Genomic DNA, 22,244 nt, shown 5'->3' on the forward strand with positions numbered 1-22,244 from the left:
AAGTAGGTGCGAGACAACCTGGCAGGCGCCGTCTGGCGACTCGCCATCTTCGTGATGGTCTGCGTGCTGGGCATTTTCGCGATCTTCGCGATCTTCGCGCAGTTGCGATTCCAGGACGAGGACACCTACCGGGCCGAATTCAGCGATATCACCGGGCTGAAGTCCGGTGCCTTTGTCCGGATCGCCGGCGTGGAAGTCGGCAAGGTCAGCGATATCTCGATCCGTCCCGACACGATCGTCACGGTTTCCTTCACCACCGATCAATCCGTGGTCCTGACGCACGGCTCGCGCGCGGTCATCCGCTGGGACAACCCGCTGGGCGACCGCTACCTCGAACTCCAGGAAGGTGCCGGCGACACCAAGCGGCTGCTCCCGGGCCAGACCATCCCGGTCAGCCAGACCGCCCCCTCGGTCGACCTCGACGCGCTGATCGGTGGTTTCAAGCCGTTGTTCCGCGCTCTGGATCCCGAGCAGGTCAATGCCCTTACCGGACAACTGATCCAGGCCTTGCAGGGGCAGGGCGGCACCATCAATTCGTTCCTGAGCCAAACGGCGCAGTTCACCAGCACACTGGCCGACCGCGACGATCTGATCGGACAGGTCATCCACAACCTGAACGTCATGCTCGGGTCACTCGCCGAGCAGAACGGCCAATTCGACAAAGCCATCAAGACCACATCCGAACTCGTGAAGGGGCTGTCCGCCCGGCGCGACGACATCACCAACGCGGTCGCCTACACCAACGCGGCGACGGGGTCGATCGCCGATCTGATGTCGGCGGCCCGTCCCCCACTGCGCGACACCGTCGAACAGACCGACCGGGTGGCAGGTCTGGCGATGGGCGACTACGACTTCCTGGACCACCTGCTCGCCACCCTGCCCGACGCCTACCGCGCGTTGGCCAGGCAAGGCGTGTACGGCGACTTCTTCAGCTTCTACCTGTGCGATCTCTTCCTGAAGATGAACGGTAAAGGCGGACAACCGGTTTACATTAAAATGGCCGGTCAGGACACTGGGAGGTGTGCGCCCAAGTGAAATCGTTTTCCGAGCGCAATCCCCTGATCGTCGGAGCCATCGGCGTCACCGTCCTCGGCGTCGTCATGGTCGGGGCACTGCAGTACAAGCAGTTGCCGTTCTTCAACAACGGGCAGTCCTACTCGGCGTACTTCAGCGAAACCGGCGGTCTGGCAGTCGATTCCCCGGTGCAGGTCTCCGGATTCAAGATCGGTCAGGTCACCGATCTGGAACTGGAGGGCAACCGCGTCCTCGTCACCTTCGACGTCGACAAGGACATGCCACTGGGCGACCGGACCGAGGCCGCCATCAAGACCCGAACACTGCTGGGCTCCAAGATCCTCGAAATCACCCCGCGCGGTGAAGGCAGGCTGGACGGCCCCATTCCGGTGGATCGCACCACACCGCCCTACCAGCTTCCCGATGCGTTGGGCGACGTGGCGACCGCGATCAGCGGACTGGACACCAATCAGCTCTCCGACTCCCTGACCACCCTTGCGGAAACGTTCAAGGACACCCCGCCTGATCTGCAGGTCGCCGTGGCGGGAGTGGCGCGGTTCTCCGACACCCTCGGCAAGCGCGACCAGGAGCTCCGCAGCCTGCTGACCAACGCCAACAAGGCGACGACGGTTCTGGCACAACGCAGTTCCGATGTCGCCAGCCTCATCAACGACACCAATGCACTGCTGGCGACGCTGCGGACCCAGAGCGGATCACTCGATGCGATCGCGGGGCATCTGTCGGCGGTCTCCACACAGCTGTCCGGATTCGTCGCCGACAACCGGGGCAAGCTGAAGCCGGCGCTCGAGAAGCTCAACGGCGTGCTGGCGTTGGTTAACAAGTACAAGGCCAACATCCAGGAATCATTGAAGAATTTGAACGCCTACGCGATGTCGTTCGGCGAGACGCTGTCCTCCGGTCCGTTCTTCAAGGCCTATCTCGCCAATCTGCTTCCCGGACAGTTTGTTCAACCGTTCATCGATGCCGCATTCTCCGATCTGGGCGTCGACCCCAACGTACTGCTGCCGTCGCAGCTCGCCGATCCCCAGATCGGCCAGCCGGGGACACCACCTCTGCCGATGCCTTTCCCACGCACCGGCCAGGGCGGCGAACCGAATCAATCACTCCCCGAGGCCATCACCGGCAACCCCGGTGACCCGCGCTACCCGTATCGTCCGCCGCTGCCTGCTCCGCCGCCGGGTGGACCGCCGCCAGGGCCGCCCGCCGTCGTGGGCCCGCCGCCGACTCCGCAGCCGTTCCTCGTCGAACCGGGGCAGTCATGAGTAAACGCGGACTGAAGATACTCGTGTCCGTCGCACTGGTGCTGACTCTCGTCGCCGGTGCCGGATTCCTGCTGCGCACGGTGTTCACCTCGAATCGTGTTCACCTGACTGCCTATTTCGACAACAGCAACGGTGTCTTCCCCGGCGATGAGATCCGTATCCTCGGTGTTCCGGTCGGTGCGATCGAGGCCATCGAGCCCCAGCCGGAGTCGGTCAAGGTGACGTTCTGGGTCGACAAGAAGTACAAGGTTCCCGCCGAAGTTCAGGCGGCGATCTTGTCGCCGTCACTGGTGACCGCGCGGGCAATTCAGCTCACGCCCGCCTACACGAGCGGCCCCGTCATCAAGCCTGGTGCGGTGATCCCGCTGAACCGGACCCTCGTGCCGGTCGAATGGGACGACCTGCGCGAGCAGCTCGAAAAGCTCACGCAGACATTGCAGCCCAACGAGCCTGGCGGAGTGAGCCCGTTGGGGGCGTTCCTCAACACCACCGCGGACAACCTGCGTGGCCAGGGCGCCGACATTCGGCAGGCCATCATCAAAATGTCCGAGGCGTTCTCAGCCCTTGGCGACCACAGCAAGGACATCTTCGGAACAATCAAGAGTTTGTCGACTCTGGTCACCGCCCTGAAAGCCAGCACCGACGTCATGCGCCAGCTCAACGGAAACCTTTCGGCGGTGAGCGGTCTTGTCGCCAACTCCCCCAACGAAATCGGCCAAGCCGTCGGCGACCTCAACACCGCCGTCACCGACGTCAAGGCGTTTCTCACCGAGAACACCGAGACGGTCGGGACGACGTCTGATGAGCTGGCGAAGCTGGCCGCCGCGTTGGGCGAAAGCAGGGACGAGATCCAGCAGTTCCTGCACATCGGACCGACGACGGTCCAGAATCTCTCCAACATCTACCAGCCCGCGCAAAACGCGCTCACCGGCATTCTCGCCCTGAACAACTTCGCCAACCCGGTGTCGTTCCTGTGCGGTGCTGTACAGGCGGCGTCCCGGCTGGGCGCCGAACAATCGGCAAAGCTGTGTGTGCAGTACCTCGCCCCGATCATGAAGAACCGGCAGTTCAACTTCCTTCCGTTCGGTCTCAACCCGTTCGTCGGCGCCACTGCCCGCCCCAACGAAGTGACGTACAGCGAGGATTGGCTGCGTCCCGACTACCGGCCGACGCCGCCACCGGACAATCCAGCACCCGCGAATGTCCCGCCGCCCGCGGGCAATCCGGCTCCGCTTCCCGCAGAAGCGGTTCCGACCAATCCGGACGCCGGGTTGAGCGGCATGATGACCCCGCCGGGAGGTGGCTCATGAGGCGCGCCGGCACGACGATTGCCGCGACCGTCGCACTCTCCCTCGCGGCCGCGACGCTCTCGGGTTGTTCCGAGTGGGAGGGGGCGAACTCCCTGCCGTTGCCGGGCACCGAGGGCAACGGCCCCGGCTCGTTCGAGGTTCGCGCCCAGATGCCGGACGTGACGAATATCCAACGCAACCAACGTGTCCGCGTCGGTGACGTCACCGTCGGGCACATCACCGACATCGAACGCCAGGGGTGGCACGCACTGGTGACGATGCGTATCAACGGCGACGTCGATCTGCCGGAGAACGCCACCGCCAAGGTCGGTATGACGAGCCTGCTCGGTACCCTGCACGTCGAGTTGGCCTCTCCGACAACCGAACCGCCACGCGGCCACCTTCATCAGGGATCTCTGATTCCACTGTCGTCGGCGGGCAGCTACCCCACCACCGAACAGACCCTCGGCTCACTGTCGTTACTCCTCAACGGCGGTGGAATCGGGCAGCTGCAAGACATCACCAAAGCCTTTGCGACGGCGTTCACCGGTCGGGCCGAGGAGCTTCGCAGTTTCATCACCCAACTCGACATCTTCGTCGGCAAACTGCGCGACCAAACCACCGACATCATCGACGCCAACACCAGTCTCAACAAGCTGGTCGGACAAATCGCCGAACAGAAGCCGGTACTGGACAACGCCTTACGCACCATCCCCAACGCGCTCGCCGAGCTCGACAAGCAGCGCGACACCCTCATCGAGGCGATCGACAAGTTCGGCAAGTTCAGCGCTGTGGCCGCCGACGTCACACACCAGACTCGGGACAGCCTGGTGGCCAACCTGCGCAATGTCGCCCCCGTGCTCAAGTCCCTCGCCGACGCCGGTCCCGATATGACCCGGTCGCTGGGCCAGCTCGCGACGTTCCCGTGGCCGAAGGACAATCTGCTCAATTGGTTCCGGGGCGACTACGCCAACCTGACCGCCATCGTCGACCTGACGCTCAGCCGAATCGACTCGTCGATCTTCACGGGCACCCGGTGGGAGGGCGACCTCACCGAGCTCGAAATGCAGTGGGGCCGCACGATCGGGCAGATGCCCAGCCCCTATACCGCCGGCAATCCGCTGGTGGCGCCCTACCACCTCGACCAGGGACCGTAGATGCACCTGAACAGAGGCATCAAGATCCAGTTGGCCATCTTCAGCGTCGTGAGCCTGATCGCCGCGCTGATCATGGTGTTCGGATACATCAAGCTGCCCGTGCTGCTCTTCGGTGTCGGTCGCTACACCGTCACAGTGGATCTGCCGCGCTCGGGTGGCCTGTACGCCACGGGCAATGTCACCTACCGCGGCGTCGAGGTCGGCCGTATCGACAGTGTGAAGGTCACCCCTGACGGTGTCGCGGCCACGTTGTCACTCAAGTCGGGGATCGACATCCCGTCCGACGTCAAGGCCGAGGTGCACAGCGTCTCCGCGGTCGGCGAGCAGTACGTCGCCCTGATACCACGCAGCGCGGATTCCGCCCCGCTCAAGGACGGCGACGTGATCCCGATGGCCGACACATCGGTGCCACCGGACGTCAACAGCCTGCTCGACTCGGCGAATTCCGGCCTGGAGGCCATCCCGGGCGACTCGCTGACCACCGTGATCAACGAAAGCTACACCGCTGTCGGGGGTTTGGGCCCCGAGCTGTCCCGAATCGTCAAGGGCTCGACGGCGCTGGCGACCGACGCGCGGCAGAACCTCGATTCCCTGACGACTCTCATCGACGAGGCCAAACCGGTTCTGGACTCCCAAGGCGATACCTCCGGCTCGATCGACGCGTGGGCAGCCCAGGTCGCCGACATCACCACCCAGCTCAAGACCCAGGACCACGCCGTCGCCGATCTCATCGACAACGCCGGACCGGCTGCGGCACAGGGACAACAGCTGTTCGACCGGCTCGACCCCACACTGCCGACGATCCTTGCCAACCTGTCGGGTATCGCCGATGTCGCCCTGACCTACAACGCCAGCGTCGAGCAACTCCTGGTGCTCGTGCCACAGACCGTCGCGGAGGTGGCCACTCTCGCGGTGCCCAACCACGACACCAAGCAGGCGATGCGCGGCCTCTATCTGAGCTTCAACCTGAACATCAACATTCCACCGGCGTGCACCACCGGGTACCTCCCGACCCAGCAACAGCGCACCCCGGATCAACTCGATTTCCCCGATCGCATGCCCGGCGAGATGTACTGCCGCACCGCGCAGGACGCGACGTTCGGTGTTCGCGGCGTGAAGAACACCCCGTGCCCGACTAAGCCCGGGAAGCGCGCCCCGACCGCGAAGATATGCGAGAGCGACGAGCAGTACGTTCCGCTCAACGAGGGCGAAAACTGGAAGGGCGACCCGAACGCGACACTGTCCGGTCAGGCCATTCCCCAGCCGCGCGACGGCAGCTCCGCGCCGCCGGCTCCTCAGTCGATCAACGCGGTGCCCTATGATCCGGCGACCGGCACCTATATCGGCCCGGATGGAAAGCCGTACACCCAAAGCAATCTCGCACAGAACGCGCCGCAGCATCAGACCTGGCAGTCGATGCTGACCCCGCCGGCGGGTTAGCCCGAGCGGCGAGCCGAGAACAGGCCGGTGGCCAGCAGCCGGTCGGCGGCGCGCAGCCCGGTCGTGGTGGCGTACTCGATGTTCTGCATGCACTGCGAGTCACCGGCGAGCTGGACCCGATGGTCGGACCGGCACGATTCTCGGAAGCGGCCGAGGTCGCGGTAGCAGCCCACTGTGTTGAACTCCTGCCGCCAGCGGGTGACGCGGGTGAATTCGGTCTGGGCGACGAGGCCGGGAACCACGTCGTCGATCGCCGCCAGAACGGTGGCGCTGATGTCGTCGTCGTGATCGTCGCGGTGCTCTTCGCTCCACGAATCCAACAGGGCCACCGTCAAGAGGCCCTTGTCAGCGGGCGCCCGGCCGGGCGCCTTGTGGTGATCGAACAGGATGCCGGTGAGAAAGGGGTGCGAACTGCGCGGCACCTGGATGTAGGTCGTCTCCTGGGGCGGCCGGGCCCCCAGGGCGATGTTGGCCACGATCACGTGACCGTTGCGGACTCGCGTGAGGTAGTCACGGCGCCAATCGTTCATGGCGATAACGATCTTGGCCGTCATCTCCCCCGGCGTCGCGACGACACAGGCCGCGGCCGAGTCGATGTGGTCACGCCCGTCGGCATCGGTCCACGACACCGTCACTCCGTCGGGCCCTTCCTCGACCTCGTGGACATCGGCCTGGAGAACGCAGTCGAACCCCTGCGACAAGCGTTCGGGAAACGAGGCCATCCCATTGCGGAAACCCAACAGGCTCGCACCCGCGAACAACGTGATGATCGCGAGGAAGTCGACGCGGGAGGCGTTGTCGCCACTGGTCGCGAAGATTCCCCGCATCGTGGTGTCGGTCAGGTACTCCTGTAGTTCGGCGCTGAGATGGGCACGCGCCCACTCGTCGAGCGTCTGGGTGTCGTAGCGTCCGGCCTTGGGCATCTTGTCGTAGTTGGCCAGCCGCGCTCGCACGAGTTCTGGTGCCAGCTTGACCAGTTCGGCCTTCGCGCGCGACGACAGCAGACCCGTGGCGATGATCGACCGGACCAGCTGCTCGCCATCGAGGTCGTGAACGACCCCCTCGCGCACCGTGGACAGGACAAACCGTCCGGGCACCAGATCCTCGGCCATCCCGATTTCGGCCGCCAGCGCGCGCAACGTGCGGTATGTGCTCGGAATGAAGAAGGCGCCGTCATCGATGACGTAGCCGGACTGACGGACGGTCGACATCTTTCCGCCCGTCCGCCCGCTCGCCTCGAGCAGCCGTACCGATAGCCCGGCCCGTGTCAGTCGGTGCGCGGCAGCCAGTCCCGACGGTCCGCCTCCGACGACGATGACATCGCTCACCGCTTGAACGCGTCGATGATCTGGAGGTAGCAGTCCTCGGACTCTTCGGCGGTGAACGGCGGAACGTAGGACGTGTGCAACGCCAGGTGCGGAAGATCGCGGTAGCGGTCCAGCTTCTGCCGGCACTCCTCCGGCGTGCCCGAGATGGAGAACAGCTCCACCAGTTCTTCGGGGGTGTCCTCGAACGCGGCCGGGCCCTTCTGCATCATCGATACCCGCAGCTCGTTGACCAGATCGAGCACCCCTTCGATTTCGGCGACGACATCCGAAACCGGGTGCGCGATATAGAAGCCGACGTGCTTTTTCGCCCGGGCCATCGCGATATCGCGGTCCGGGTGGACACAGCAGATGATCTCGCAGGACAGATCCAGCGTGTCCACGTCACGTCCGGCCGAGCGGGCGCCTTCGGTGACATTTGGCAGCACTATCTGCTCGAAGAACTTCGGTGTGTAGAGGTAGCCCACCCAGCCGTCCGCCTTGGCACCGACCAGCCTCAATAGGTTGGGCCGCATACCGGCCACCAGGATCGGGATCTGGCGGGTCGCCGGTTCGCGCAGACCCCACGGGTTGATCGGCGGCGCAGCGAACTGGTAGTGCTTGCCTTCGAAGTTGGCGACCTGCTCGCCCGCCAGATAATCCCAGGACCGGCGGAGCACCTCGACGTATTCGCTCAGACGGCCGATCGGCGTCTTGAAGTCAGTCGAGTGGAACGCACCGAGGAACTCCGGAACACCGGTGCCCAGGCCGAGTCTCATTCGGCCGCCGGATAATTCATCGACATCGGCGGCGGCGTTGGCCGCCTCGAACGGCGAGCGGGTGAAGGCGGTCGCCAGGCCTGTGCACAGCTCGGCACGCGAGGTGGCCATGGCCGAGGTCGCCAACATGACAAAGGGGTTGCGATAGAGCTCGTAGGTCCAGATGGATTCGAAACCGGCGTCATCGGCCAGCTTGGCGTACTCCGGGATCCGCTCCAGCGGAGCCGTCCGGCTCGGCATGGTGATTCCAAGTTTCATCTCGACACCTCTCGGGTTGTGGTCAGGGCGGGTAAGACGGTTTGCGCGAAACGCTTTTGGTTGGCCAGAGCGGTCTCGGACGAGAGGTTGCCGAACGCCGAGACCACGATCAGTCCACCGGCATTCGTCCGCCGGACGGTCTCGCGAATCTGGTCGATCACCTCGTCCGGCGTTCCCCAGGGCTGCAGATCGGCAAGGAATCGCGCGAAGGTCTCCCGGCCGTTCTTCTCGATGTTGCGCGCGATGTTGCCGTAGTACTCGTATCCGGGGATGGTCGCCATCGCGGGATCGGCGAACCCGTAGTGGTCGATCGTCGAGCGGTAGTACGCGACGATCTGCTCGTAGAGATCGGCTGCGGCCGAACGGTCTTCGTGACATGCGTTGAAGACGACGACCATCGGCTTGGGCGGATCGATGCCCTGATGCAGGCGGTATTGCTCGGTGTACCGCTCGACATCGCCGATCGTCTGTTCCCAGGGCTTCTGCAGGAAGATCATCATCCCGGCGCCGACTCGTGCCAGCGTCTCGGCCGACGCCGGTGAGATCGAGGACGCGTAGACCCGGCCACGCAGCGGCGCCAGTGGTCGTGGGCGTAGCTCGACGTCACCGATCCGACCGGATTCGAACGCGTCGAGGATGTCGGCGGCGTAGCGATCGAACAGCTCGCGCGACTGATCCATCGGCACGCCGAAACCGTCGAACTCCATGCGTGCCAGTCCGCGGCCCATACCCAGGATCAGCCGACCGCCGGAGAGGTGGTCGAGCACGCAGATGTGTTCGGCGAGGCGGACGGGGTCGTGCCAGGGCAGTACCGACACCATGGTGCCGAGTTGCACGGTGGTGGTGCGGCCTGCGACCCACGTCAGGAACTGCAAGGGGTCGGTCGACATCGAATACCCGGCGAAATGGTGTTCCACCGCCCACACCGAGTCGAACCCGAAGCTCTCAGCAGTATCGGCCAGCGCCATCTCGGTACGCCACACCTCATGGTCTGAGCGGCCATCCAGGTTCTGGAAGAAGTGCCCGTGCCCGATACGCATTCCGTCGACGCTTTCGTTGTTAACGTACGTGCACAAATCTTCAGATCGTGCCTTTTGCACGACCATAGCAGTCAGGTTCCATTTTGTGACCGATCGTTATCATTCTTGCTAGGGTCGCAACATGGACCAGCTAGTGAGCCACCTCGGTGTGGACCCGTCGAGCAACCTGAGCGTGTTCGTCTTCTGCACGATCTTCACCTTCGCCGTCGTGACGGCACTCTGGGTGATCGGTCTGCTGCAGGGCAATCACTCGATGATGGACGGCTGGTACGGGTTCTCCTTCGCGGTGCCCGCTCTGCTCGCCTACGTGATCGTCGGAGCCCAGTCGGTCACCGCGGCACTGCTGCTGTTCATGGTGATGCTGCACGGCGGGCGTCTCGGCTGGTATCTGGCCGCCCGCTGGCGCCGATATGTGCCCAAGTACGGTGGCGATCCGCGCTATCTGGGCTTCGTCGAGCAGATGAGCCCCGGTTACTGGTGGAAGAGCTTCTTCCGGGTCATGGAACCGCAGGCGGTCGTCATTGTGCTGATCGGCATGCCCGCGGTCGTCGGCATCCTGGCCAACCGCGAGCCCAGTGGCGGCATCGGCCTGCTCGCCTTCGCCGGCCTGGTGGTGTTCGGCATCGGGTTCTACTTCGAGACCGTGGCCGATGCGCAGCTTCAGTCGTTCCTCGCGCTGAGCGAGCGCCCCCGCTATCTCAACACCGGCGTGTGGACGCACAGCCGGCATCCGAATTACTTTGGCACCACCACGGTCTGGTGGGGAATGTGGCTGGTCGCGGTCGCCGGAAATCCCGACTACTGGTGGACCGTGGTGGGCCCGATCCTCAACACCATCATGCTGACGTCGGTACTGGGGTCGGCGTTCCAGGACAACTACATGGGGTCGCGGCCGGAATACCAGGAACTGATGGTGCGCACCCGCAAGTTCCTGCCGCTCCCGCTGTCCCGGGAGGCCATGGCGCGCAACCACGATCGGCTGATTGCAGTGCGCGCGAACAGCAAACTCTCCGACAGCAATTCGGCGTGATGTACGACGCGATCATCGTCGGTGGCGGCCATCACGGTCTGACCTGCGCGGCGTACCTGGCCAAGGCCGGTAAACGCGTGGTCGTGCTGGAGAGCAAGCCATGGCTCGGTGGCATGACCTACTCGCAGGAGACGGTCACGGCGGCACCGGGCTTCGTGATGAATCCGTGTGCCGTGGACCTGCTGTTCACCAACCTGGAGCCGTCGATCATCACCGAGCTCAGGCTGGAGTCGTTCGGCCTGCGCCAGGCAACCCCGGAACCCTGGGGCTCGTACCTGGGACCCGAGGGCGAGTCGATCGGCCTGTGGCGCTCGCTGGACCGCACGGTCGACGAGATCCGCCGGTACTCCAAGCGTGACGCCGCCAAATTCGCTGAGCTGTGCGGGATGTGGTGCGACTTCTGGTACGTCGCGGCGCCCTATCTCATGGATCACCCCACCCGCCCCCGCGCCCGGACGGTGGCGGAGCTGGGCTGGCGGGTGCTGCGCAAACGTAAATCGCTCGCGCCGGTGGTCCGCATGCTGATGGCATCTCCGCACCAACTCATCGAGACCCTCTTCGAATCCGACGCCGTCAAATCACTGCTGGCCGTGTATGCGTCGGGCTCGGAAGCGCCACTACGCGAACCGGGTTCGGGTGCCGTACTGGGCGTCATCATGATGCACATCGGCTGGGGCATCAAACGCCCCATCGGCGGGATGGCGGAGTTCACCAAGGCGTTGACCGCATGCGTACACCACCACGGCGGTGAAACCCGAACGGGCGCTGCGGTCGAGGAGATCATCGTTCGCGGCGGGATCGCGACGGGGGTGCGTCTCAAAGACGGTCAGACCCTGATGGCGCACCAGGTCGTCGGGGCGATCGACCCTGTCACGCTGATGTGTGGTCTGGTCGATTCCGCCCACGTCGCCGACACCGTCCTGGACGAGGTGCGCAATATCCGCATCAACGGCTGGGGTATCAACAACACCAAAATCGATGTGGCGCTGAAGAATCGACCCTCGCTGTTGTGCAATAGGCCCGAACTGTGGGGCAGCTACATGCTGATCGCCGACGACCGGGCGTACGTCGATCGCGCGTTGGACGGCGCGATGCGCGGTGTTCTTCCCGCCGAGACGCCGATGTGGGCGTTGATGCCCTCGGCGGCGGACCGCTCACAGGTTCCTGCGGGCAGCGTCGGCGACACCATGTATCTGTTCTGCACCGCGGTGCCGGACAGCTTCGCCGACGGCAGCGACTGGGCGGTGCACCGTGAACCCTTTGCCGATCAGGCGATCCGCACGTTCGACGCGGTGGCACCCGGGTTCGCCGACGCCGTCATCGGGAGCTGGGTCAAGAGCCCCAACGAGCTTCGGCAGATGACGCACGACGGCAGCTATGTGGTCGTGGACATGTCGCTGAATCAGATGGGGCCGAACCGGCCGACGCCTGCATTGTCGGGATACCGCACGCCGATACCTGGACTGTGGCATACCGGGGCGGGTGCGCACCCGATGGGTGGCGTGCACGGCTGGGCCGGCCGGACCACCGCACGGCAGGTGCTGAAGGTTCTATAGCGCCGAGCGTGACTCTGGTGTCACGCTCGGCGCCAACCGGCACGGGTCAGCGGAAGTCCATCCAATGCCCGTGCGGCGTCCACCCCATGTGGAACGGCAGTTCGATCTTGCAGATGGGTCCGGCGGTGATGTCGTCGGTGTCGAAGATCTGGAACTCACCCTTGCGGTCGGCCCACCAGGCCACCGGCACGATGATGTACCCGTCACCTTCGGCGGAATCCTTGGTGCGCGGCGCGAACGAGCCCTCCAGGACCGCGGCCAGCGCCTTGTCATCGCGGATTTGATAGACCTCTTCGGTGCACTTCTCGACGTCGTTGCGGATCAGGCTGTCCATCCGCATACCGCGGCGCTTGGGCTGCCCACCGATCTGGAATCCGTAGCGGTGTCCCTTGCCGTAGAAGCGCTGATCCACCTTCCCGATCTCCGACGGCAGATCGGACAGCTGTTCTGACGTGGTCGCACCGGTCGTGAGGTCGACGGTCCAGCGGCCCAGATAGCTTGCCGCGTTGGAGAAGAACAGCGCCGCCTGATCGCCCTCGTTGAAATTATTCTCCATCGGGAACGGCGGTTCCTGGAAGATCGGCGCGTCGAGCACGAGCTTGTCACCGCGCACGTTGGCGGTCATCGTGTGCATGACGTACTGGGGCGGCAGCCCGGTGTTGATCCAGCGCACCTCGCCGTTGATGTCGTGCCGCGGGATCAGTGCGAGTGTGATGGGCAGGTCGACTTCCCAGCCGAAGACCGGCAGGCCCTTCGCGGTGCGGTTGGCATCGATGATGAACGGCTGGAACGGCATCACCACCCACTCGGGCGTCAGCCAGATGTCATGGGCCACAGTGTTGTACGGGGCATCATTCAGGGCCCGTGACTGCACCGTGCCGTCGGGATGGATGTAGTGCATGGTGACGTAGGGTGCCTGGTCGCTGTAGGTCCAGCCGTACATGATCCCGCTGTCCTCGTCCCACTTCGGGTGGGCACAGAACGCGCCGTCGCCGTACGCGACCTTGTCGTGGATGCCTCGCGACAGTGCGGGCGCCCAGTCGACAATGCCCTTGGTCTCCAAGGTGATCGGATCGATCACGTTGGGCGGACCGCCGAGTTCACCGGAGGCGATGAGCTCCCCGCGATGCGGAAAGATGTTGATGAAGTTGGTGCCCTGCGGGGTATGCGCGTTTTCCGGCGTCCGCTTGACCGTGCCGTAGCCGTAGTCGCGGTAGTCACCGAACCCGCCATCGGAGTACTCGAACATGCTCCGGCCGTACTTCTCCTCGAGCAGGTACTTCGGCGTGCGGATCCAACGGTTGCGGAAGTCGGCACGGCCGTTCTCGAAGACGAGGCCCTGCACCATTCCGTCCATCGCGAGAAGCGGGGTGCCGCCCTGTGCGAACGGACGCTTCCAGCACGGCCCGGTCCGGTAGAGACCGCCGGCCAGATCCTTGGGGATCTCGCCATGGGTGACGATGCACTCTTCCACGGTCGCTTCGAAACGCATCGGCGCGAAGGGCCCCTTGGTGGTCACCGAGTCCGGTAGCGCGTAGCTCATTGGGCTGTCCTGTTCGTCGAGGTGATCGGAACGTCCGGCACCGGACGTCGCTGGTGTCGATGCTAGTCAGCAGTCGACAAAATGTAAACGATCGCTCACACAGTCCTCGGCGGACGGGCCGGAGGCGCGCTCGTCGGGCAAATTCAAGTCCTGGACGAATACGCAGGTTGGGATAGATATTTATGAGCGCCTGGAGGCATCGGCCGGATATCTGAGCACGCGCGGCGTAGCCGACATCACATTCCGTAAACGATCACTCTCGCGATGAGCTCGTGACCCCGCACGGGCGCTACCCGACCGCCGCCGCGTGCCGCCCGTCGGCGACTATCTCCGCCCGGTCGCGCAGGATCGCCCGCCGAAGCATGAGGAAGCAGACAATGAAGAACCCGCCGAACGCGACGACTGGGATCCACAGCCCGAACACACCGTTCCACGCAAACGGTCCGCCATGGAAGAAGAACAGCAACTGGTCGGGAATCACCGCGAGGATGATCCAGATATTGGCGTAGCCGAACCACCTCGGAAAGGTCGGCTCATTGCTCTTGTCGCAGAGCGAGGCAATCGCCAGCGCGAGTGGCATCGCCAGAAAAATGGTTGCCCCGCCGATGAATTGCAGCCACGCCATATCGTTCACGAGGTAGATCTGTTCGGCCCCGCGGTCGGGCCGGTACGCCGCGGTCAGCCACCAGATCGCGGGATAGAAGGTCAGTGCCATATTGCCCGCAGCGCCCAAAAGGAGTGTGTAGGTGAGGATTCCCGCGCCACCTTCAATGCGCGCGACATAGTGTGCGGCAGCGGCGGCGTACGGGATGAAGACGAGCGCTGCCAACATCACCAGGACCATGCCGATCCTGATCCGCGTGTGATCGCTCTGGATGAGGGCCGCGACATGCTCCGCCCCAGCTGACGGTGGGGTCGGAGGCAAGAACCCGGCCACCGCACCCCAGCCGAGGAACAGCAGGACGAGATAGCCGATCGCACCCCACGCACCGGCCATCTGCACACGAGACTTCGTCAATGCGTCCATCGGTTGCTCCTTCAGTTCACCCGGGTAGCGGTGGCCAGCGGACCGGCCAGGAGGTTCTGCGCCGCACGGCGTCCGAACTCGACGGCGGTGTTCTGCCCGGCGGCCGACATGAAGTCGGCGGCGTACTGGACCGGCGAGCGCGGATCGAGGGCGGCGTTGAGCCGGCCGATCTCGCGATAGGCGCCGATGCGCGTGAACGGCAGGGCACGTCGCCACCGCGTGACATGCGTGTAGTCGACGGTCCCCCGGAGTTCGGGAAACGATGCGTACACGCTCTTCAGCGTGTGTTCGATCAGTAACTCGTCGGGAAGATCGATCATCCTCTCGGATGCGCCGGCCTCCCACAGGCAGCTCAGCAAGCCCCGCCCGGCAGGCGCGCGATCCGGTGCCTTGTTGTGGTCCAGGAACATCAGGGCAATGTCGGGGCTCTCCGTCGACGGGAACATCAGCAGAAACGCGGGGCAATCCGGGGCTCGCGTCGTGCCTACCGCGACACTGACGCACATTGTGTAATCGAGACTGCGCGAGAGAGATTCGAGCACGGCGCGGTCATCAGGGCAGAGTGCAACCGCCTCGGGGAGCACACAATTCACCACGGCGGCGTCGTAGTCGGAGACCTCCCCCTTCCGCGTGACTCGCACACCACCAGGCAGCCGTCGGACCTCCGTAACGGGTGTTCGCAATTGAACATCGAGACGTTCGCACAGCGCGTCCACCATCCGGCCCTGCCCGCCGGCCACGGTCTGGATCTTCGCCGTGAAGATATTGGCGATACCCGAGAACAGTTCCACCTTGGACACTTTGTCGGTATCCGCGATGAGCATGGTCCGCACGATCGGCTCACACAGGTAGCTGTCGAGCTCCCGGCTCAGTGCTCTCACGGCGTAGCCTCGGGCACTCTCGGTGTCCAGCGGCGCGGCCTTCGCCATATCGGCATAGTCCAGCCGACCACGCAGCTTCGCCATCGCGACGTCCACCGCCAGCCGGGCGACCCGCGCCTTACCGCCCAGCGAGAGCAGCCGCGTCTGTAAGCCGGTGCGCGCCATATGATTCATGTCCAGAAGGTGGATCGCGCCATCGCGTTGGATGCCGACATGCGGTGCGGTATCGATGATCTCGACGCCCAGCTCCGCGGCCAGCGCGAGATAGCCGTGATACGTGGAACCCAGGGCGGACGCTCCGGTATCCATCGAGAACCCCCGGTCCCGCACGGTCTGCACCCGTCCGCCCGCAACATCGCTCGCCTCGAAGACGTCGACGTCGCAGCCGGCCTGCTGCAGTCGGTATGCAGCGGTCAGCCCGCCCAGCCCGGCTCCGACAACCGCGACACGTGTCACGCTGGAATCCTTTCGCGGGTATCAGCCAGGCGCGGCAGTGCCTTGCGAATCGTGTACGTCATCACGAAGAACCACACCCAGAACGTCACAAACGGCAGGTAGAACCCGAACAGCCCGTTCCACGCGAACGGGCCTGTCTTGAAAAAGAAGATGATGCTCAACGGGATGAGGTCGAGCATGAAGAACACGTTGAACCAGCCGACCCACCTCGGGATCAGCGGGTCGGGATCCGAGTCGGCGAAGGACGCGTAGATCAGCGACAGGACGACGAAGTAGAACGGCGCGATCACGCCGAGGAATTGCAGCCAGGCAATATCGTTGAGCAGCAGTACCAAATCCGGCGATCGGTCACCGCGGAACGCTGCCGTCAGCCACCAGCCCGCCGGATAGGCGGTGAGCAAAACATTGGTGGTTCCTGCGATCAGTTGACACATCGTCAGCAGCCCTACCCGACCCTCCACGCCGGCGATGAGCTTGGCCAGGATCGCCGTCCACGGCACGTAGAACATCGACCCGACGAGCACCAGCACCATGCCCATCTTGATCAGCAGCGAATTGTCTTGGTAAATCTCAGCGATCTGCGCTGCACCCCAGCTCGGCGGTTGCGACGGAAAGAACCGGGCCAACGGGAGGATGCCCACCATCAGGAAGGCGATGTAGACGAATCCGCTCCACGAAGCCCGGCGCAGTAATCGAAGGTTTGCCTCTGGCGACATCATGACCGCACCCTCCAGGTTTCGGAGTGTTAACGATCGTTGACGCTACTGCATTTATAGCGTTACTGTCTCAAAAAACAAACTGCTCGCAGAACCACAACGGGGTGAACGCTGGAGTGGACACCGCCACGGCCGCACCGCACGCAGTGATCGCCGGCGCAGGAATCGCCGGTCTCACGGCGGCATACCGCCTGCACCAAGCCGGGTGGCACGTCGACGTGTTCGAGGCTGCCGAACAGGCCGGCGGCCGGGTCGAAACGGTCCACGAACACGGCTACGTCATCGACACCGGAGCTACCGCGCTGGCCGCCCGATATCCGATGGCTGCGCAGCTGGCCGAGGAATTGGGAATCGAGAGGGTCTGGACAGCACCGTATCTCGGCATCTACCGGAACAGCCGAGTCCGGATTCTCCGCCTGGACAGGCTCATCCGATCAGGTCTGAGAACCGATCTCCTCGGGTGGTCGACGAAATTGCGGATGAGCCGCGTCCTTGCCGACGTCCTGCGCGCAAGCGCCAAAGGAATGCTGTCCTACGAAGACCTCCGCGCAGCGGCACCCCTGGATACGGAGACCGCTCGCGACTACCTCACCAGGACCGTCGGCACCGAGGCGGACGCGTTCTTCGGTGAGCCCCTGACCCGTGCCCTGCTGTTGGCGAACTCCGACCAGGTCAGCCGAGTGGAACTGATGTCCGGTCTGGTGAACGCCGTGGCGGGCAGGTTGTCGACACTGGCCGGCGGACAGGGACAGCTCATCACCGAACTGGTCTCCCGACTCCCCGGCGTTCGGCTGCGCGCGCCGGTTCGATCAGTGGAGCGAACGCGCCGGGGTGTGCGGGTGAGCTATGACGACCCCGACGGCTCCACGGCGACGATCGACGCCGACGCGTGCGTGGTGGCCACCCCTCTGCCCGCTGCCGCTGCCATCTGTGGCCCTGAGTCACCGGGTTTGACCCGGCTTGCCGAGAGATTGCGGTTCACCCAGGCCATCAACGTTGCCGTCGGAACCACCCGTCAGCCCGACACCCCCGCATTCCTGGTGCAGTTGCCGTCGATCGAGGACCCCGAGATCGCGATGATCATCGTGGAGAACAACAAGGCACCCGATCGAGCGCCTCACGGGCATGGCCTTCTCTCGGTTTCCTGGGAGATGTCGGCCGCAGCGACGTGGCTCGATCGCGGCGACGATGCGCTCGTTGAACGGTCTCTGCACACCGTGTTTCGGGTCTTCCCCGAACTGCGCGGCACCGTCGACTTCACCTACGTTCGCCGCTGGCCGTTGGCACTCCCGCACACGCGCGTCGGCGCCTATCGCGAGATCGCGGCGTTCGCCTCGACGATCGATCCACAGTGCCCCATCCAGTTCGCCGGCGACTACCTGTCACAGACCGGCCAGAACACCGCGGTCTCCTGGGCCAACCGCGCAGCGGCGAACCTAATTGTAAACCAGGCCATTCAGCTTTCCCGGCAACAGAATTCACGAGGAGTACCGACATGACAGAAGCTTCTGCCAGCGACCTGGTATCACCGACCGATGACATTCAATCGGTGCTCGACTCCGTCATCGGAGCCGGCAAGTCCGCCGTACACCGGATCGGTGCTGACGAGGTTCGACGACTCGCCGAGCATCAAGTCGATGTCCGCGGCGAGGTGCGCATCACCGTGACCGGTGACGGCGGCGAGGTCGGCGCGTCCAACGGCATCGTCGTCTTCGACGCCGAATGGGACTCAGCGGACGGCCCGGTTTCGCGCGAACTGGTTCTGCGCCACGCCCCGGGAAGCGACCGGCGACTGTTCTTCGAATACGACCTCGCCCGCCAATTCACCGTCCAGCAGGCGCTCTTCGGCACAGGTATTCCAGTCCCGCAACCACTTTGGCTCGACACCGACGGCCGATGGCTGGGGGTTCCCGGCTACGTGATGTCGCGCACCGAAGGTATTGCGCCCTCACCCGCGGCATTCGTCCGGGGGCCGCTGGCCGATGCATCCGAAGCCGACCGCGAGGAGATGATCGGCCAGATCATGCGGACACTGGTCAGGATCCACAGGACCGACGTCGCCGCCAGCGGTCTTTCCGACTTCGTGATGAATGCGCCTGGCTCCACGCCGTTGGAACGCTGCATCAACTGGTACTGGCGGACCTGGGATTGGATCGCGCTACCGCACCGCGAACGACTGGTTTCGGTTCGCGAAGCCCTGCTGAAGCACGCCCCATCTGGGGAACCCGAACTCCTGCACGGGGATACGACTCTGCAGAACTATCTGTTCAACGGGACGCAATTGGTGGCAGTACTCGACTGGGAGATGTCGACACTGGGCCGCGCCGAAGCCGATCTCGCACTTCAATGTCTGAGCAATGAATTGTTCGCCCCGCCTGTCGGCAGCCCCTTCGCCCAGCCACCCAGCGAGGCGGAGTGGCTGGACCGCTACCGCGACGCCGGCGGGCGCTCGCTTCGCGATTTCGGCTACTACAAGAAGTTGGCCGCCTACATGGTGATCGTGGCAGTCAGTGCCCTGCAACGAAATATGTCCGAGGAGGAACGCAGCGCGCATGAACCGCTGCTGCGTCCGTGCTGGAAGTTGGTGGCAGAATGACCGCCGAACTCGGAAGCAAGGCCTTCTGGGACGAGAAGAACACCTCGTTCATCCCCGGCACACCCGAGTGCGATCTCCTGCATCCAGAACATCGGGCCACGAACTCGTCGCCCGCGCTGAGTGAGACTCAGTACTTCGGCTTTTCGATCCCTGAACACGATGTCCATGCGATGACCTACCTCTGGCATCATCCGAACCTCGGCGTCGCCACCGGTGGCGCGTGGGCGTGGCGTGGCTGCAAGACTGACGTGCTGCAATCGGAGTTGTTCGCGTGGAACGCATTTGCCGATGACGGCATGCTCGCCGGCGACCTGTGGGACTACCAGTTCGAGAACGGCTATCACGTGCAGACGATCGAGCCGTTGCGCCGGCACCGGTTGCGTTATGCCGATCCCGCACGCGGCAATGCGTTCGACATCGAGACCGAAGCCCTGATGGAACCCATGGTGCTCGAGACCGGCCTGCACTTCGAACAGGCGGTGCGGGTGCGCGGCTCACTCACGCTGCGCGGCGACACCTACGAGGTGGATTGCACCAACGTGCGGGACCGCTCGTGGGGTCAGTCGCGCAGCGAAGCACACGCGCCGACTCCCCCGATGGACTGGATGACCGGGGTGTTCGGCGACGATTTCATGTTCGGCGCAACCGCATTCGACGACCCCGATCTCGATCCGGACTGGACGGGCCATTTCGCGGTGCCCGGCGGCGAGGCGACGAAGGGCGGCTGGGTGCTACGGGATGGTCAGCTGATCCCCCTCATACGCGTCCAGAAGGTCACCCGCCGAGACCCGTCAACGCTGATGCCGAGATCGGCCGAAGCGGTGATCACCGATGCCACCGGCGGCGAGTACCGGATCCAGGGTCAGGTGGTGGCGGCCAATCGCATCTCGGCGTGGCCGACGATGAACACCTGGGTCTGCCTGGTCCGTTGGGAATGCGAGGGCCGGTCCTGTTACGGGGACCTCCAGGAGGTCCAGTGGCATGACTTCACCCGGGCGCTGCTGAGTTCACGATGACCGCCGCCTCCGCACCGGAGTTGGCCGCGATCCGATCAGCGGTGCGGCAACTCGTCGAGTCATTCGGCGCCGCCGACTACTACCAAGCACAGGTCGACCAGGGCGGGCACTGCGCGGAGCTGTGGAATGCCCTGGGCGCCAGCGAATATCTCGGGGTCCACCTGCCGACGGAGTACGGTGGCGGCGGCCTGGGGCTCGGCGAGCTGGCGACCGTCGTCGAAGAGACGGCGTTCGCGGGCTGCCCCCTGCTGGCACTGTTGTTTTCCGCGGGCGTCACCGGCACCATCCTGGACCGCAGCGCCAGCCCCGGGCAGAAAGAGCGGTGGCTACCCGGTATCGCCACCGGCAGCACCCGGTTGTCTTTCGCGATCACCGAGCCGGGCGCCGGTTCCAATGCTCACCGGATCTCGACCAGCGCAGTCCGTTCCGGCGATCGGTACATCCTCAACGGTCAGAAAGTGTTCATCACCGGTATGGAGTCCGCGGACTGGGTGATGGTGGTGGCCGCGACCGCGGAGTCAGGGCCGGGCCGGCTGTCGGTGTTCATGGTGGCGACGTCGACACCGGGACTGACCTGGACCCCGATCCGCACCGTGATGAACCAACCCGACCGCAGTCATCAGGTGTTCTTCGATGACGTCGAAGTGCCCATCGACCACCTCATCGGTGACGAGGGCGCGGGCTTGAAGGTCGCGTTCACGGGGCTCAATACCGAACGCATCCTGACGAGTTCGATCTGCACGGGTGTGGGCCGATACGCGCTGCGCCGCGCGGTGGACTACGCAAAGCAGCGCCAGGTGTGGGACCGGCCGATCGGTGCGCATCAAGCCGTGGCGCACCCGCTGGCCGCCGCCCACATGCGCATCGAAGCCGCCCGCGCCGTCACCGACCGCGCATGTGCGGGATACGACGATGACCGGGAAGTCGGTGAATTGGCCAACATGTCAAAGTATCTCGGTGCGGCCGCCGGATTGGAGGCTCTCGATGCGGCGGTCAACACGCTCGGCGGCAACGGCGTGACCTACGAATACCGGCTGGCGCCCTACTACTGGCTGGTCCGCATGCTCAACATGGGCCCGGTCTCGAAAGAGATGATCCTGAACTTCGTCGCGGAGCGATCTCTCGGACTACCTAGGAGCTACTAGCCAATGGAATACAGAGTTCAACGCGTTCTCATCTGGACCGGGCCCGCGATGCTGGTGCTCTGGCTGGGGGCATTCGTGTTCATCGCGGGGTTCATGCCGCCCTCGGCCCCGAGTGACTCTGCCGCACAGGTGGTTGCGCGCTACGCCCGCGACCACACCGGCATCAAGATCGGCATGGTGATCTCCATGCTCGGTTCGGCGTTGCTGGTGCCCTGGGCGGTGGCGATCAGTGGCCAGCTCAAGCGGATCCCCGGCGCCAAGGCACTCGCCGACGTCCAGATGGTCTCGTGTGCACTGCTGTCATTGGAGTTCATCACCCCGATCGGGGTTTGGATGGCCGCCACATTCCGGTACGACGATCGCGGACCGGAGATCACGCAGGCCCTGCACGATCTCGGCTGGATCCTGTTCGTCACCGTCATCTGGTCGCTGTGGGTTCAGCTGATCGCGATCGGAGCCGCCATCCTCATCGATCGATCCGCGGAACCGGTGCTACCTCGATGGCTCGGATACCTGCAGATCTGGGTCGCGATGCTGATCCTCCCCGCAGGGGTGGTGCTGTTCTTCAAGACCGGGCCATTCGCCTGGAACGGCCTCGTCGGCATCTACATACCACTGGTCGGCTACGCGACCTGGATGATCGTGACGACGGTCGTGATCGACCGCGCGCTGGTCAAACAGATCCGCCAGGCCGCAGCAGCGGCGAGCTGACGG

General features: G+C 64.5%; 18 protein-coding genes and 1 pseudogene. 12 read left to right on the forward strand and 7 right to left on the reverse strand.

Annotation, left to right across the window (positions count from 1 at the left end):
- The first annotated feature begins 6 nt into the window (after window positions 1-6).
- Genes EV580_RS21845 through EV580_RS21865 form a run of 5 tightly spaced genes read left to right on the forward strand, consistent with a single transcriptional unit; the run spans window position 7 to window position 6,183 of the window.
- Window positions 7-1,035 (forward strand): MCE family protein, encoded by a 1,029-nt coding sequence (locus tag EV580_RS21845; RefSeq protein WP_133693521.1) that lies wholly within the window; start codon window positions 7-9, stop codon window positions 1,033-1,035.
- Entirely contained in the window at window positions 1,032-2,297 is a 1,266-nt protein-coding gene (locus EV580_RS21850) for an MCE family protein (RefSeq protein ID WP_286171745.1), read from the forward strand. The genes EV580_RS21845 and EV580_RS21850 overlap by 4 nt, the downstream gene beginning before the upstream one ends.
- On the forward strand, window positions 2,294-3,607 hold the full coding sequence (locus EV580_RS21855; protein WP_133693524.1) for an MCE family protein: 1,314 nt from the start codon (window positions 2,294-2,296) through the stop codon (window positions 3,605-3,607). Before EV580_RS21850 ends, EV580_RS21855 begins: the two co-directional genes overlap by 4 nt.
- Complete coding sequence (locus tag EV580_RS21860) at window positions 3,604-4,743, forward strand: MCE family protein (RefSeq protein ID WP_133693526.1); 1,140 nt, start codon at window positions 3,604-3,606, stop codon at window positions 4,741-4,743. The genes EV580_RS21855 and EV580_RS21860 overlap by 4 nt, the downstream gene beginning before the upstream one ends.
- Entirely contained in the window at window positions 4,744-6,183 is a 1,440-nt protein-coding gene (locus EV580_RS21865; RefSeq protein WP_133693527.1) for an MCE family protein, read from the forward strand. It begins immediately after the preceding gene.
- Here EV580_RS21865 and EV580_RS21870 read toward each other — a convergent pair.
- From EV580_RS21870 to EV580_RS21880, 3 genes are read right to left on the reverse strand one after another with little or no spacing between them, the layout of a single operon-like run.
- Window positions 6,180-7,511, reverse strand: coding sequence for a protoporphyrinogen/coproporphyrinogen oxidase (locus EV580_RS21870; RefSeq protein WP_166654822.1), 1,332 nt, complete (start codon window positions 7,509-7,511; stop codon window positions 6,180-6,182). The genes EV580_RS21865 and EV580_RS21870 overlap by 4 nt on opposite strands.
- A complete protein-coding gene (locus EV580_RS21875; protein WP_133693531.1) occupies window positions 7,508-8,524 on the reverse strand; it encodes an LLM class flavin-dependent oxidoreductase in 1,017 nt (338 codons plus the stop codon). The genes EV580_RS21870 and EV580_RS21875 overlap by 4 nt, the downstream gene beginning before the upstream one ends.
- Window positions 8,521-9,564 carry an LLM class flavin-dependent oxidoreductase gene (locus tag EV580_RS21880; RefSeq protein ID WP_133693533.1) on the reverse strand — a complete coding sequence of 348 codons (1,044 nt, stop codon included), beginning with the start codon at window positions 9,562-9,564 and terminating at the stop codon, window positions 8,521-8,523. Before EV580_RS21880 ends, EV580_RS21875 begins: the two co-directional genes overlap by 4 nt.
- 121 nt (window positions 9,565-9,685) lie before the next feature.
- Between EV580_RS21880 and EV580_RS34305 the strand changes: the two genes are divergently transcribed.
- A complete protein-coding gene (locus tag EV580_RS34305; RefSeq protein ID WP_166654823.1) occupies window positions 9,686-10,594 on the forward strand; it encodes a DUF1295 domain-containing protein in 909 nt (302 codons plus the stop codon).
- Window positions 10,537-12,150, forward strand: a pseudogene (locus tag EV580_RS33820) (phytoene desaturase family protein); the annotation flags it as partial. The gene EV580_RS34305 and the pseudogene EV580_RS33820, both read left to right, overlap by 58 nt.
- A 46-nt stretch (window positions 12,151-12,196) precedes the next feature.
- On the opposite strand, the gene EV580_RS21890 reads toward EV580_RS33820, so the two are convergent.
- The 4 genes from EV580_RS21890 to EV580_RS21905 form a co-directional block, all read right to left on the reverse strand.
- Window positions 12,197-13,693 (reverse strand): carotenoid oxygenase family protein, encoded by a 1,497-nt coding sequence (locus EV580_RS21890; protein ID WP_133693537.1) that lies wholly within the window; start codon window positions 13,691-13,693, stop codon window positions 12,197-12,199.
- A gap of 289 nt (window positions 13,694-13,982) precedes the next feature.
- A complete protein-coding gene (locus tag EV580_RS21895) occupies window positions 13,983-14,720 on the reverse strand; it encodes a hypothetical protein (RefSeq protein WP_133693539.1) in 738 nt (245 codons plus the stop codon).
- An 11-nt stretch (window positions 14,721-14,731) separates the two neighbouring features.
- Window positions 14,732-16,057, reverse strand: coding sequence for a protoporphyrinogen/coproporphyrinogen oxidase (locus EV580_RS21900; RefSeq protein ID WP_133693541.1), 1,326 nt, complete (start codon window positions 16,055-16,057; stop codon window positions 14,732-14,734).
- Window positions 16,054-16,776: a hypothetical protein gene (locus EV580_RS21905; RefSeq protein WP_133693544.1), complete on the reverse strand. Its 723-nt coding sequence runs from the start codon at window positions 16,774-16,776 to the stop codon at window positions 16,054-16,056. Before EV580_RS21905 ends, EV580_RS21900 begins: the two co-directional genes overlap by 4 nt.
- Window positions 16,777-16,889: 113 nt before the next feature.
- Here EV580_RS21905 and EV580_RS21910 point away from each other — a divergent pair, with 113 nt between their 5' ends.
- From EV580_RS21910 to EV580_RS21930, 5 genes are read left to right on the forward strand one after another with little or no spacing between them, the layout of a single operon-like run.
- A complete protein-coding gene (locus EV580_RS21910) occupies window positions 16,890-18,272 on the forward strand; it encodes a protoporphyrinogen/coproporphyrinogen oxidase (RefSeq protein WP_166654825.1) in 1,383 nt (460 codons plus the stop codon).
- On the forward strand, window positions 18,269-19,369 hold the full coding sequence (locus EV580_RS21915; RefSeq protein WP_133693548.1) for a phosphotransferase family protein: 1,101 nt from the start codon (window positions 18,269-18,271) through the stop codon (window positions 19,367-19,369). Before EV580_RS21910 ends, EV580_RS21915 begins: the two co-directional genes overlap by 4 nt.
- Complete coding sequence (locus EV580_RS21920; protein ID WP_133693550.1) at window positions 19,366-20,385, forward strand: DUF7064 domain-containing protein; 1,020 nt, start codon at window positions 19,366-19,368, stop codon at window positions 20,383-20,385. The genes EV580_RS21915 and EV580_RS21920 overlap by 4 nt, the downstream gene beginning before the upstream one ends.
- On the forward strand, window positions 20,382-21,530 hold the full coding sequence (locus EV580_RS21925; protein ID WP_133693552.1) for an acyl-CoA dehydrogenase family protein: 1,149 nt from the start codon (window positions 20,382-20,384) through the stop codon (window positions 21,528-21,530). Before EV580_RS21920 ends, EV580_RS21925 begins: the two co-directional genes overlap by 4 nt.
- A gap of 3 nt (window positions 21,531-21,533) precedes the next feature.
- Complete coding sequence (locus EV580_RS21930) at window positions 21,534-22,241, forward strand: hypothetical protein (protein ID WP_133693554.1); 708 nt, start codon at window positions 21,534-21,536, stop codon at window positions 22,239-22,241.
- The last annotated feature ends 3 nt before the right edge of the window (window positions 22,242-22,244 follow it).

Origin of the sequence: Mycobacterium sp. BK086 (assembly GCA_004362315.1) — a bacterium.
GTDB lineage: Bacteria > Actinomycetota > Actinomycetes > Mycobacteriales > Mycobacteriaceae > Mycobacterium.